Source organism: Pseudomonas sp. 86_A, assembly GCF_017491705.1.
GTDB classification, from domain to species: Bacteria; Pseudomonadota; Gammaproteobacteria; order Pseudomonadales; family Pseudomonadaceae; genus Aquipseudomonas; species Aquipseudomonas koreensis.
On sequence record NZ_JAFGYS010000014.1, the window covers coordinates 116,664 to 130,332 of the forward strand.

Here is a 13,669-nt window from a genome sequence, read left to right on the forward strand (position 1 = left end):
AACTGGGCATCATTGGGCACACTGGCGGTCTGACTTTTTACATCCCATCCTGACTGAGAGGAACGATCATGGTTCTGCGCTCGGAAATTCTGGTGAACAAAAACGTGCTACCGACCAAAGACCAAGCTCTGCCCGGCCGCGAAACCGCGATGACCCTGCCTGAAAAGCATTTCGTCTTCGAAGAAACCCCGCTGCTTGGCCCGTTTTTCCAGGACGTCGACTTTGCGATCTTCGGTCTGGGCTGCTTCTGGGGCGCCGAGCGCCGCTTCTGGCAGCGTGAAGGCGTGGTCAGCACCGTGGTCGGTTACGCCGGCGGCTACACGCCGAACCCGACCTACGAAGAAGTCTGCTCGGGCCTGACCGGCCACGCTGAAGTGGTACTGGTGGTGTACGACAAGGCCAAGGTCAGCTACGAAGAGCTGCTGGCAATGTTCTGGGAACTGCACAACCCGACGCAGGGCATGCGTCAGGGCAACGACATCGGCACGCAGTACCGCTCGGTGATCTACGCGACCAGCCCGGAACATCTGGACGCGGCACTGAAGAGCAAGGCGGTGTATCAGGCCGAACTGTCGAAGGCCGGCCTGGGCGAAATCAGCACCGAGATCGAACAGGCGCCGACCGTGTACTTCGCCGAGGCGTATCACCAGCAGTATCTGGCGAAGAACCCGGAAGGTTATTGCGGGATTGGCGGCACCGGCGTGTGCATGCCACCGAGCCTGGCGGGTAATTAAGTAAAGCCTGAAAGCAAAAGATCGCAGCCTGCGGCAGCTCCTACAGGGTTAAGTGTCGTCCACCAATGCGTGAACGATTACGGACCTGTAGGAGCTGCCGCAGGCTGCGATCTTTTGATCTTGCCGTTGATCAGCTCTCGGCAATCAACCAATCCATCTGCCACCCACCTTGGGTCTGCCCCAATTTCTTGGACAGCCACGGCAGCAGCTCGCGCAATTCTTCCTCCAGCCCCCACGGCGGATTGGCAATCGCCAGGCCCGAACCGTTCAGGCTGTTCGGCGTGTCCAGCGGATGCACCAGCAACTCCACACGCAGCAACTTCGGCGCGCCGGTGCCGGCCAGGTCCTGATAGAAACGACGCAGCGCACGCTGGTCCTTCACCGGATACCAGATCGCCGCCACGGTCTGGCGCATGCGGCCAATCGCCTCTTTCATCGACGCCGCGCAGCGCTGCATCTCGTCGAGCTGCTCGAACGGCGGATCAATCAACATCACCGCGCGCTTCTCCTGCACCGGCAACATCGCCCGCGCCACATGCCAGCCCTCACCCAGATGCACTTTCACCCGACGATCACCGGCCATGTTGTCCTTGAGCAGCACGCCGTCTTCCGGGTGCTTCTCGTTGAGCATCACCCGGTCCTGCGGCCGGGTCAGACGCCGCGCCAGCTCCGGCGACCCCGGGTAGTAGCGCAACTGGCCATCCGGGTTCATCTCGTGCAAAACCTTCATGTAGTCGGCGGTCAGCGCCGGCAGGTCCTGCTGATCCCACAACCGCGCGATGCCTTCCAGGTACTCGCCGGTACGGTTGGCCTGATCGCCCTGCAGGTCATACAGACCAATGCCGGCGTGCGTGTCGAGATAGGCAAACGGCTGCTCCTTGCGCGACATCAGGGCGATGAGGCGGGTCAAGGTCAGGTGTTTGAACACATCGGCGTGATTGCCGGCATGGAAGGCGTGACGATAATTCATGGCTGCTCCTGCGAAGGGCGCAAAGTTTACCTTTTACCGGGCGGCAAGTCAGGGGTTCACAGCCGAGCGGGCCTCAACGTCAAAAGATCGCAGCCTTCGGCAGCTCCTACAGAGGATCCCGTGCAGGAGCTGCCGAAGGCTGCGATCTTTTGATCTTGCGGTATCAGGAAGGCGTGGCGCCCAAGCGTCGACCGATGACGTCGAGCAAATCACAGCCGTCGCGCAAGGGGATGGCGCAGAGTTTGGCGAAGTCGCTGAGGATGATGGAGTCGCACTCGATCGAGCCGCGCATGCACAGGTTTTCCAGCACTTGGACGACGGTGCGGATGCGGTAGTTGGCGGCGTCCATCAGGACGTCGGAAGGGGCATGCGTGTCGACGAACAGCGTGGGCATGTCGTTGCAGTTGCCGGTCAGGGCCATGTAGCGGTTGTCGGGATGGGGGATGTATTTTTCGTAGGGTGGATCGGGGTGCATATTCTTCATTTTGTTAGCTCCATGATTGATAAATGTGAGCTGCCAACGCACCTTCCTACAGGTTTGGGTGGCAGCTGTGCGCAAGAGTAGGAACCGAGCAATCATGGACCTCGGTCACGCCGAAGCGTGTCCCACGCACAGCCGCCGCGAACGATCTTAAGGACTTGAATCAAGTGCCGCAAAAATCCAACGAACTGTGAAGTCATGAAAGCGAGGGTTCCTACACCCTGCCACCACTCTCGCGGTGACAACGAAAAGACTATCCCTGCCACCCACCGCCCACCAGTTCATGAAAGCCGCCGCAACTCGAAGGAAACGTCCGAGGACTTCGCCCGGAAATGTCACTCCGTCTCTGCCAGCAAATACGCCAGTAACGCCGATGACGACGATTCTTCCGACGCTGCCCGCTGAAAAAACTGCCTGACCTTGCAGCGTAAAACCGCCTCGGGAAACGCCTCCAACAACCCCGGATGTTCCTCGCTCAGCCACTGCAGCGTATTGCCGACGCGAACGTCATCGCCTGCCGCCGCCAAGACCGATTCCGGTACTTGCCACCAAGGAAACACCCGCCCCGAGGCCTGCGCCCTGCCCCCGACCTCCACGCCCTGACCATTGATCAAACCGCGTGAGATCACCGGTAACAACTGCGCCGAATCCACGGCCGTCGACTGCAAGATCGGCAACAAAAACCGCCCATCCCAAAACCGAAAAAATACCGCTTTGCCATCCGGCATCAGCACCTGAGTCAGGCTGCGAAAGTGCTCGACGACCACCTCAAGACTCCCCGAAGAAACCGCCAGCCAACCCCAGTCGCGAGACTCGGTGGCTGCCACCCAATCGAGAAACTCACTGTCCACAGCGACAATTCCGACAAAGGGCATCACCGCATCCCACTCGGCGTAGATCGTCTCCGCCCAAATCGGCCTCGCCGCAACCAACGGCGGCCTGGCGTCGCTGGCATTACTGAAAATCGCGAACAGTTGCTCCGAAGGTTTCAGCGGTTCACGCGCCAGCCACTCTGCCGGTGTAAGGCGCTCAGGCTGCACAAACACCGTCCTTGCAGCGCGCGCATTCTTCGCAGAATGGCGCATCACCTTTTAAGCTCATGATTTGTGCGGCGGTGAGCATGGCCGCCGGCGCTGCTGCAAGTTTTGCCGGCAATCCCGGCACACTCGGCGCGGCACTCATCGCCGCCATCGGCGCGCCACCGACCTGAATCGGCACACTGCTGAAGATGCCGCCGGGGCCGATGTTGATCCACTGCCCGCCCGCCTGAATCGTTGCGCTCGCGCCGCCGTCGATGACCACTTGTTGCCCGGCGCTGAGGTGGATTTGTCCGCTGGCGCTGGTTGCCTGATTGCTCACCCGGATATGCCGGTCACCGGCCACGCTCAGGTGATCGTCCTGCTTGACCTCGGTCTGGCGCTGGCCGTGGGTGATGCGCTGCTCGTCAGCCTTCAATTCATGCTTGGCGATGCCGGTGACAACGATGCTGCGCTGGTTGTCCACCTGCACCTGCTGGTCGTGCAGCACATGCTGGGTCCAGTTGCGCTGGGCGCGCAGGTAGATTTCCTCGGCGCCTTTTTTGTCCTCGATGCGCAGTTCGTTGTATCCGCCGCCACCGGGGCTGCTCTGGCTGCGGAAGATGCTGCGGGTCTGCTCGGCTGGCAGGTCCAGCGGCACGGGGGTCGCCGCATTCGGCAGGCAACCCATGACCAGCGGTTTGTCGGCATCGGCATCGATGAAACCGACCAGCACCTCCATGCCGACCCGCGGGATCAGCACGCTGCCGTAATGCTCATGCGCCCACCCCGTAGCGACACGCAGCCAGCAACTGGAATGCTCGTTGAGCTCGCCGTCGAGGTCCCAGGCCAGTTGCACCTTGACCCGGCCGTACTCGTCGCAGTGGATTTCGGTGTCTTTCGGTCCTGTGACGACGGCAGGTTGATAACCGAGCATCCGTGGTTTTTCCGGGCCAAGGGCCGGACGAAAGAACACGTCCCACGGCGTGGCGAGAAAGGTATTACGGTAGCCCTGGAAAGTTTCCCCATCGCTGGTCACCGATTCCTCCAGCACTTGTGGCTGGCGCCCACGGTGCTCGATGGCGGTGAGCAGCCACAGGTCGTTCCAGTCCTTGCGCGGGTGCCCGTTCAGTTGCAGGAAATGTCCGCACACCAGGGCGGATTCATCGCTGAGGCCTTCGGCCTGACGGTAGTCGGCGACATGCCTTTCCAGCGCACGCTGCGCCAGATGCTTGCCGGTCTCACGATCGTTGAATTGGCCGGGAAAGTGATAATCCTCCAGCACCGGGCGCAGCTCGCTTTCACTGCGGCTTTGCAGCTGCAATTGCGGCTTGGCAAAGTTGTAATCGCGCCGGGTCACCACGCTGGTGCGGGTTTCCACCCGAACGTTGAAGCGCTGGATGGCCGGCGCGCCGGCGGACATGCCGCTGCCCGGCAGGTACAGCGTCGGCGTCGCCAGCCGCGGGAACACCGTTTGATCGTCGCCGAACACCAATACGTGCCCCTCGGGGCTGTGTTGAAAGTGGTAATGAATGCCGACCTCGGCACACAGGCGCTGGATGAAGGCCAGATCGCTCTCGGCGTATTGCACGCAATATTCACGCTCCGGGTAGTCACTGCCGAGACGAAACTCGAAGGCATCGCGCAGGATCGCGTGATCCTTGAGGATCCGCGCAACGATCTGCGGCACCGTTTGATGCTGGAAAATTCGCTGGTTGGTGCGGTGACCGAGGTACGTCAGACGCGGTACCAGGCTCAGGTGATAGCGCGTCAGACGTTTCCCGGAGTCGCCCTGACCGACTTGATAAATCTGACCATGAATACCGGAACCGTCCGCCCCCAGACACAGAAACGCCTGACGGTGCAGCAGGCTTTCGAGGTCCAGATCCGGTCGCTCACTGACCAGTTCCAGCTCGAAGCGAAAGGGTTGGCTGATGGCTTCCTTGCCCGTGAACTCAAGGACCTTGAGGTCAAGTTGGGCGCCTTCGAGGGTCAACGTGAAACGCGGTTGATTGGCAGGCGCGAACATCCGATGTGTCTCTGCAGAATGAGGGCGGGCGATTCTGCATGAGGGGCAAGGGGTGTTGGGCGGGTGACGGGGAAATCAGATTTTCCCTACTTTTTCTGGCGAAAAAGCCTTCGGATATCGACGCATCCGACTACAGACACAGCCCTCAAATACACCACCTTCCCTTGTAGGAGTGAGCCTGCTCGCGATAGCAGTGTGTCAGTCAATATTTTCGTCACTGATAAACCGCAATCGCGAGCAGGCTCACTCCTACAGAGGGTTGTGGTGAATCAGAGAAATTACAGGCACAAAAAAACGGCCCGCCTCCTTTCGGAAACGGGCCGTTTTCTTGTGAGCCGAAGCTCAGCGCATCACTTGTTCAGGTGGAAATCTTTTTCCGCCGCTTCGAAGCGCTGCACCATGCCTTTGGTTGGCTCGCCGAGCTTGCTGACGATGTAGATCGCCACGCTGGCGAAGATGAAGCCCGGGATGATTTCGTACAGGCCCATCACTTCCCAGTGCTTCCAGGCCACCACGGTAATCGCGCCGACCAGGATACCGGCCAGTGCGCCGTCGCGGGTCATGTCTTTCCAGACCACGGAAATCAGTACAACCGGACCGAACGCAGCACCGAAACCGGCCCAGGCGTATGAAACCAGGCCCAGTACGCGGTTTTCCGGGTTGGCCGCCAGACCGATAGCGATCAACGCCACCAGCAGCACCATGGCACGACCGACCCACACCAGTTCAACCTGGGAAGCGGATTTGCGCAGGAAGGTTTTGTAGAAGTCCTCGGTCAGGGCGCTCGAGCACACCAGCAACTGGCAGCTCAGGGTGCTCATGACGGCGGCGAGAATCGCCGACAGCAGGACACCGGCAACCCATGGATTGAAGAGGATTTTCGCCAGCTCGATGAACACACGCTCGTGGTTCTCGGTCACGGGACCGGCCACTTCCGGGTGCGCCGAGAAGTAAGCGATACCGAAGAAGCCCACGGCCACGGTGCCGCCCAGGCACAGGATCATCCAGGTCATGGAGATGCGACGGGCCTTGGCAATCGACTTCACCGAGTCAGCGGCCATGAAGCGCGCCAGGATGTGCGGTTGCCCGAAGTAGCCCAGACCCCAGCCCATCAGCGAGATGATGCCGATGAAGGTGGTGCCTTTGAGCATGTCGAAGTTGCTTGGATCCTGCGCTTCGATGGCGAGGAACGTGGTGTCGACGCCGCCGGTGGCCAGCAGGACGATGATCGGCGTGAGGATCAGCGCGAAAATCATCAGGGTGGCTTGTACGGTGTCGGTCCAGCTCACCGCGAGGAAACCGCCGACGAAGGTGTAGGCAATCGTCGCCGCAGCACCGGCCCACAGTGCCGTCTCGTAGGACATGCCGAAGGTGCTTTCAAACAGACGGGCGCCGGCCACGATGCCGGAAGCGCAGTAGATGGTGAAGAACACCAGAATCACAACCGCCGAGATGATGCGCAGCAGGCCGCTCTGGTCTTCAAAACGGCTGGAGAAGTAGTCCGGCAGAGTCAGCGCATCGCCGTTGTGCTCGGTCTGCACACGCAGACGGCCGGCGACGAACAGCCAGTTCAGGTAGGCACCGACGATCAGGCCGATGGCGATCCAGCTTTCAGAAAGACCGGACATGTAGATGGCGCCCGGCAGGCCCATCAACAACCAGCCGCTCATGTCGGAAGCACCGGCGGACAGAGCCGTGACGACGCTGCCGAGGCTGCGGCCGCCAAGAATATAGTCAGAAAGGTTGTTGGTGGAGCGATAGGCCATGAAGCCGATCAGCACCATTGCTGCGATGTAGATCACGAACGTGATCAGTGTTGGATTGCTTACGCTCATTAGTTACGCCCTGGCTTTGTTTTTATGTAGCAGCGGTGATGGATCGCGCACAAACGACGACGTTTGGCAGACGATTCCGGATCCCGCGCATTTAGGACTGATGTTTCCCCAGGAAAGCCACCAGCCGATGCACCGGGTATTCCCGGTTGCACCTTGGGCGCGAATGCTATGCAACAAAGTAAAAAAGGTGCAACCAGTTTCTGGAGATTAAGTTGCACCTAGTCGGATATACCGATAAATACGCCGTTTTTGCTCCCTTTTAGCGCAGTCACTTCGCTCCGCTAGAAGCAAAAGCACCAAGCAGGAGCTGCACTTCAGTACCCGAAAATAATTCCTGACGAAGCGTTTATTTTTCCGACAAAAAAAGGGTTGCACCCGGTTGCACCTCTTTCAGCGCAAGGCTAATCTTGCCGCCAGCTGATGCCACGCAACTGTGGCAACCATGAGGATAAAAATATGGCTACCACCACCCTTGGGGTCAAACTCGATGACCCGACCCGCGAGCGCCTGAAGGCTGCCGCGACCTCGATTGATCGCACACCGCACTGGCTGATCAAGCAGGCAATTTTCAATTACCTGGAAAAACTCGAGGGTGGTGCAACCCTGACCGAGCTGAACGGTTTGACCGCCAAGGACAGCGACGACGCCGGCGAAGTCCACACCGATCACGCTCACCAGTGCTTCCTAGAATTCGCTGAAAGCATCCTGCCGCAATCGGTACTGCGCGCCTCGATCACCGCTGCTTACCGTCGCCCAGAGCCGGAAGTGGTGCCAATGCTGATCGAGCAGGCGCGTCTGCCGGCACCGATGGCCGAAGCCACCAACAAACTTGCCGCCTCCATCGCGGAAAAACTGCGTAACCAGAAAAGTGCCGGCGGTCGTGCAGGCATTGTTCAGGGCCTGTTGCAGGAATTTTCCCTGTCGTCCCAGGAAGGCGTAGCGCTGATGTGCCTGGCCGAAGCGCTGCTGCGGATCCCGGACAAAGGCACTCGCGACGCACTGATCCGCGACAAGATCAGCACAGGTAACTGGCATCCGCACCTGGGCAACAGCCCTTCGCTGTTCGTCAACGCCGCCACGTGGGGCCTGCTGCTGACCGGCAAACTGGTGTCGACTCATAACGAAGCCGGCCTGACCTCGTCGCTGAGCCGTATCATCGGCAAGAGCGGCGAGCCGATGATCCGCAAGGGCGTCGACATGGCCATGCGCCTGATGGGCGAGCAGTTCGTTACCGGCGAAACCATCGCCGAAGCACTGGCCAACGCGAGCAAGTTCGAAGCCAAGGGCTTCCGTTATTCCTACGACATGCTCGGTGAAGCAGCCCTGACCGAGCACGACGCGCAGAAGTACCTGGCGTCGTACGAACAAGCCATCCACTCGATCGGCAAAGCCTCCCACGGTCGTGGGATTTATGAAGGCCCGGGCATTTCCATCAAGCTCTCGGCCCTGCACCCGCGCTACAGCCGTGCGCAGTACGAGCGGGTGATGGATGAGCTGTACCCGCGCCTGCTGTCGCTGACCCTGCTGGCCAAGCAATACGACATCGGCCTGAACATCGACGCCGAAGAAGCCGACCGCCTCGAACTGTCGCTGGATCTGCTCGAGCGCCTGTGCTTCGAACCGCAACTGACCGGCTGGAACGGCATCGGCTTCGTGATTCAGGCGTATCAGAAGCGTTGCCCGTACGTGATCGACTACGTGATCGACCTGGCTCGCCGCAGCCGTCATCGCCTGATGATCCGTCTGGTGAAAGGCGCGTACTGGGACAGCGAGATCAAGCGCGCCCAGGTCGAAGGCCTGGAAGGCTATCCGGTCTACACCCGCAAGGTGTACACCGACGTTTCCTACATAGCCTGCGCCCGCAAACTGCTGTCGGTGCCGGAAGTCATCTACCCGCAGTTCGCCACGCACAACGCCCACACCCTGTCGGCCATTTACCACATTGCCGGTCAGAACTATTACCCGGGCCAGTACGAATTCCAGTGCCTGCACGGCATGGGCGAACCGCTTTACGAGCAGGTTGTAGGCAAAGTTTCCGAAGGCAAGCTGAACCGTCCGTGCCGCGTGTACGCACCGGTCGGCACCCACGAAACCCTGCTGGCGTACCTCGTGCGTCGTCTGCTGGAAAACGGTGCCAACACCTCGTTCGTCAACCGCATCGCCGACCAGTCGATTTCGATTCAGGAGCTGGTGGCCGATCCGGTGGCGCAGATCGAGCAGATGGCGACCGTGGAAGGTGGTTTCGGCCTGCCGCACCCACGCATCCCGCTGCCGCGTGACCTGTACGGCGCCGAGCGTGCCAACTCTGCCGGCATCGACATGGCCAACGAACATCGTCTGGCCTCGCTGTCCTGCGCGCTGCTTGCCTCCGCACACAACAACTGGAAAGCCGCGCCGATGCTCGGTTGCGCTTCCAGCAACGAAGCCCCGGCACCGGTGCTGAACCCGGCGGATCACCGCGATGTGGTCGGTCACGTACAGGAAGCCACCGTCGAAGACGTCGACAACGCGATCCAGTGCGCGCTGAATGCTGCGCCAATCTGGCAGGCCACCCCGCCGGCCGAGCGCGCGGCGATTCTGGAACGTGCCGCTGACTTGATGGAAGGCGAGATCCAGCCGCTGATGGGCCTGCTGGCCCGTGAAGCCGGTAAGACCTTCGCCAACGCCATCGCCGAAGTCCGCGAAGCGGTCGACTTCCTGCGTTATTACGCAGTGCAGGCACGCAACGATTTCAGCAACGACGCCCACCGCCCACTGGGCCCAGTGGTGTGCATCAGCCCGTGGAACTTCCCGCTGGCAATCTTCAGCGGCCAAGTCGCTGCGGCACTGGCTGCCGGTAACCCGGTACTGGCCAAACCGGCTGAGCAAACGCCGCTGGTTGCTGCGCAAGCCGTGCGCTTGCTGCTGGAAGCCGGGATTCCCGAAGGCGTGCTGCAACTGCTGCCGGGTCGCGGTGAAACCGTCGGTGCCGGCCTGGTCGGTGACGAGCGCGTCAAAGGCGTGATGTTCACCGGTTCCACCGAAGTTGCGCGTCTGCTGCAACGCAATATCGCAGGTCGCCTCGACAGCCAGGGCCGTCCGATTCCACTGATCGCCGAAACCGGTGGCCAGAACGCGATGATCGTCGACTCCTCGGCACTGACCGAACAAGTCGTGATCGACGTAGTGTCCTCGGCCTTCGACAGCGCCGGCCAGCGTTGCTCGGCACTGCGTGTGTTGTGCCTGCAGGAAGATTCCGCAGACCGTGTCATCGAAATGCTCAAAGGCGCCATGGCGGAAAGCCGTCTCGGCAACCCTGAGCGTCTGTCCGTGGACATTGGCCCGGTGATCGACGCCGAAGCCAAGGCTGGCATCGACAAGCACATTCAGGGCATGCGCGATAAAGGTCGCAACGTGTACCAGGTGGCGATTGCCGACACTGAAGAAGTCAAACGCGGCACTTTCGTCATGCCGACCCTGATCGAGCTGGAAAGCTTCGACGAATTGCAACGCGAGATCTTCGGCCCGGTGCTGCACGTGGTTCGCTACAAGCGTAAAGAGATCGACCAGTTGATCGGCCAGATCAATGCGTCCGGTTATGGCCTGACCCTGGGCGTGCACACCCGTATCGACGAGACCATCGCCAAGGTGATCGACAACGTCAACGCCGGTAACGTCTACGTCAACCGCAACATCGTCGGTGCCGTGGTCGGCGTGCAGCCGTTTGGTGGCGAAGGCCTGTCGGGCACTGGCCCGAAAGCCGGTGGTCCGCTGTACCTGTACCGTTTGTTGTCGACGCGTCCTACCGATGCGATCGAACAGTCCTTCGCTCGCGGTGACACTGTCGTTGCCCCGGACGTGCGTCTGCGTGATGCCATGAGCAAACCGCTGAACGCCTTCAAAGCGTGGGCCGAGAGCAACAAATACGCCGACCTGAGCGCCCTGTGCGTGCAGTACGCCGCCCAGTCGCAAAGCGGTATCACCCGTGTGCTGGCCGGCCCGACCGGCGAGAAGAACAGCTACGCCATCCTGCCGCGCGAGCACGTGCTCTGCCTGGCGGACGTTGAAGGCGATCTGCTGACCCAACTGGCGGCGGTCTTGGCTGTCGGCGGTTCGGCGGTATGGCCGGAGTCCGACATCAGCAAGGCATTGTTCGCACGCTTGCCGAAGGACGTTCAGGCGCGGATCAAGCTGGTTTCTGACTGGACCAAGGACGACGTGGTCTTCGACGCTGTCCTGCATCACGGTCATTCCGACCAGTTGCGTGGCGTTTGCCAGCAGATTGCCAAGCGTGCCGGGGCGATTGTTGGTGTTCAGGGCTTGTCCCAGGGTGAGACCAACATTGCGCTGGAGCGTCTGGTGATCGAGCGAGCGTTGAGTGTTAACACCGCTGCGGCGGGGGGGAATGCGAGCTTGATGACCATCGGTTAGTAACGAAAACCGGGCACCTGCATAGGTGCCCGGCATGGCAACAATCCCTGTGGGAGCTGGCTTGCCAGCGATAGCGATGTGTCAGTCACCATCAATGTTGACTGACCCACCGCTTTCGCGAGCAGGCTCGCTCCTACAAAAGATCAAAAGATCGCAGCCTTCGGCAGCTCCTACATAGACCGTGTAGGAGCTGCCGAAGGCTGCGATCTTTTACTTCTGTATCACGCCCATCAATCATCGTATTCAGCCTCTATCAGCAGGACTAGACTCGGCCCAACCCCAAATTTCAGGTAGGCCGCCATGTCCGAGACGCTGCTCAGTTCCCGCAATCTGGCTTTCGAGCTGTACGAAGTCCTCGATGCCGAGGGCCTGACCCGGCGCGAGCGGTTTGCCGAGCACAACCGCGAGACCTTCGACGCGGCCATTGGCACTGCGCGCAACATCGCCGAAAAATACTTCGCGCCGCACAATCGCAAGGGCGACGAGAACGAGCCGCGCTACGAGAACGGCCAGGCGATGCTGATTCCCGAGGTGAAACCGGCGGTGGATGCCTTCCTTGAGGCCGGTTTCCTCAACGCTGCGAGAAGTTTCGAGGCCGGCGGCATGCAACTGCCGACGCTGCTGTCGCAAGCCTGTTTTGCGCACTTTCAATCGGCGAACGCGGCAACCACTTCGTACCCGTTCCTGACCATGGGCGCGGCCAACCTGATCGAAAGCTTCGGCACCGACGAGCAGAAACAGCGCTTCCTGCAACCGATGATCGACGGGCGTTTCTTCGGCACCATGGCCCTCACCGAGCCACACGCCGGTTCCTCATTGTCGGATATTCGTACCCGCGCCGAGCCGGCGTCTGACGGCACCTATCGCCTCAAGGGCAACAAGATCTTCATTTCCGGCGGCGATCACCCGCTGTCGGAAAACATCGTGCACATGGTCCTGGCCAAGCTGCCGGATGCGCCGCCGGGGGTCAAAGGCATTTCGCTGTTCATCGTGCCGAAGTTTCTGGTCAACGATGACGGCACGCTGGGCCCGCGCAACGACGTGCTGCTGGCGGGTCTGTTTCACAAGATGGGCTGGCGCGGCACCACGTCAACCGCGCTGAACTTCGGCGATAACGGCGAGTGTGTCGGCTATCTGGTAGGCAAGCCGCATCATGGCTTGAGCTACATGTTCCAGATGATGAACGAGGCGCGAATCGGCGTCGGCATGGGCGCGGTGATGCTCGGTTACGCGGGCTACCTGTACTCACTGGAATACGCCCGCGAACGCCCGCAGGGGCGAGTGCCGGACAGCAAGGACCCGACCACCGCACCGGTGGCGATCATTCAGCACGCCGACGTCAGACGCATGCTGCTGACGCAAAAGTCCTACGTCGAAGGGGCCTTTGACCTCGGCCTGTACGCGGCGCGGCTGTTCGATGACACCACCACGCTGGAAAGCGAAGCCGAGCGCAAACAGGCGCATGAGTTGCTGGACTTGCTGACGCCGATCGTCAAATCCTGGCCGTCGGAGTTCTGCCTGAAGGCCAACGAACTGGCGATCCAGATCCTCGGCGGCCACGGTTACACCCGTGAATACCCGGTGGAGCAGTATTACCGCGACAACCGCCTGAACCCGATCCATGAAGGCACCCACGGTATTCAGTCGCTGGACTTGCTCGGTCGCAAACTGGCGCAGAACGGCGGCGCCGGGCTCAAGCAACTGGTTCGCCTGATTGCCGACACCGCCGAACGCGCTACCGCGTACGAATCGTTAACCGCACTGCGTGAGCCGCTGGAAAAACTGGTCGCGCGCCTGCAAACAGTGACCATCGGTTTGTTGACCGATCTGGCGCAGGGCAAGGTCAACAGCAGCCTGGCGAATTCGGCGCTGTACCTGAAGGTATTCGGGCACACGGTGATTGGCTGGCGCTGGCTGGAACAGGCGATCCGCGCCGAGGAAGGGTTGGCCAAGGGCAATGCGGCGGATGCCGACTTTTATAAGGGCAAGCTGCAGGCCGCGCGGTATTTCCTGACGTGGGAAGTGCCGGGTTGCCAGCATGAGCTGACGTTGCTGGAGGCGCGGGATGAGACGTGTCTGGCGATGCAGGATGCGTGGTTTTGATCCGGATTATGTGTCGCAGCTGAAATCCAATCGCGAGCAGGCTCACTCCTACAGTGGGAATGTGTTTCCTTGTAGGAGTGAGCCTGCTCGC

At 60.8% G+C, this 13,669-nt stretch carries 8 protein-coding genes; 3 read left to right on the top strand and 5 right to left on the bottom strand.

Translation table 11 applies throughout. The features are described from left to right. Positions 1-68 precede the first annotated feature (68 nt). Complete coding sequence (msrA, locus tag J5M57_RS21530; protein WP_047600766.1) at positions 69-734, top strand: peptide-methionine (S)-S-oxide reductase MsrA; 666 nt, start codon at positions 69-71, stop codon at positions 732-734. A gap of 130 nt (positions 735-864) precedes the next feature. Here the strand turns inward: msrA and rlmJ are convergent, their stop codons facing one another. The 5 genes from rlmJ to putP all read right to left on the bottom strand — a co-directional run bounded on the left by rlmJ (position 865) and on the right by putP (position 7,065). Further along, the gene (gene rlmJ, locus J5M57_RS21535) at positions 865-1,704 is read right to left on the bottom strand and encodes a 23S rRNA (adenine(2030)-N(6))-methyltransferase RlmJ (RefSeq protein WP_083367214.1); all 840 of its coding nucleotides are present in this window, start codon (positions 1,702-1,704) and stop codon (positions 865-867) included. 163 nt (positions 1,705-1,867) lie between these two features. Then, complete coding sequence (locus J5M57_RS21540) at positions 1,868-2,188, bottom strand: hypothetical protein (RefSeq protein WP_169842567.1); 321 nt, start codon at positions 2,186-2,188, stop codon at positions 1,868-1,870. Between the two features lie 332 nt (positions 2,189-2,520). Then, positions 2,521-3,225 (bottom strand): DUF4123 domain-containing protein, encoded by a 705-nt coding sequence (locus J5M57_RS21545; protein ID WP_207849152.1) that lies wholly within the window; start codon positions 3,223-3,225, stop codon positions 2,521-2,523. Continuing rightward, on the bottom strand, positions 3,215-5,230 hold the full coding sequence (locus J5M57_RS21550; RefSeq protein WP_207849153.1) for a type VI secretion system tip protein VgrG: 2,016 nt from the start codon (positions 5,228-5,230) through the stop codon (positions 3,215-3,217). Before J5M57_RS21550 ends, J5M57_RS21545 begins: the two co-directional genes overlap by 11 nt. A 350-nt stretch (positions 5,231-5,580) precedes the next feature. Further along, positions 5,581-7,065: a sodium/proline symporter PutP gene (putP, locus tag J5M57_RS21555; RefSeq protein WP_064585641.1), complete on the bottom strand. Its 1,485-nt coding sequence runs from the start codon at positions 7,063-7,065 to the stop codon at positions 5,581-5,583. Between the two features lie 456 nt (positions 7,066-7,521). On the opposite strand from putP, the gene putA reads away from it, so the two are divergent. Together putA and J5M57_RS21565 are read left to right on the top strand one after the other, a co-directional pair. Beyond that, the gene (gene putA, locus J5M57_RS21560) at positions 7,522-11,475 is read left to right on the top strand and encodes a trifunctional transcriptional regulator/proline dehydrogenase/L-glutamate gamma-semialdehyde dehydrogenase (protein ID WP_207849154.1); all 3,954 of its coding nucleotides are present in this window, start codon (positions 7,522-7,524) and stop codon (positions 11,473-11,475) included. A gap of 300 nt (positions 11,476-11,775) precedes the next feature. Further along, complete coding sequence (locus J5M57_RS21565) at positions 11,776-13,578, top strand: acyl-CoA dehydrogenase (protein ID WP_207849155.1); 1,803 nt, start codon at positions 11,776-11,778, stop codon at positions 13,576-13,578. The last annotated feature ends 91 nt before the right edge of the window (positions 13,579-13,669 follow it).

Bases quoted from the DNA above. Each gene is read 5' to 3' on its own strand.
- putP (WP_064585641.1), bottom strand. From the start codon at position 7,065: ATGAGCGTAAGCAATCCAACACTGATCACGTTCGTGATCTACATCGCA.
- J5M57_RS21540 (WP_169842567.1), bottom strand. From the start codon at position 2,188: ATGAAGAATATGCACCCCGATCCACCCTACGAAAAATACATCCCCCAT.
- putA (WP_207849154.1), top strand. From the start codon at position 7,522: ATGGCTACCACCACCCTTGGGGTCAAACTCGATGACCCGACCCGCGAG.
- msrA (WP_047600766.1), top strand. From the start codon at position 69: ATGGTTCTGCGCTCGGAAATTCTGGTGAACAAAAACGTGCTACCGACC.
- rlmJ (WP_083367214.1), bottom strand. From the start codon at position 1,704: ATGAATTATCGTCACGCCTTCCATGCCGGCAATCACGCCGATGTGTTC.
- J5M57_RS21565 (WP_207849155.1), top strand. From the start codon at position 11,776: ATGTCCGAGACGCTGCTCAGTTCCCGCAATCTGGCTTTCGAGCTGTAC.
- J5M57_RS21550 (WP_207849153.1), bottom strand. From the start codon at position 5,230: ATGTTCGCGCCTGCCAATCAACCGCGTTTCACGTTGACCCTCGAAGGC.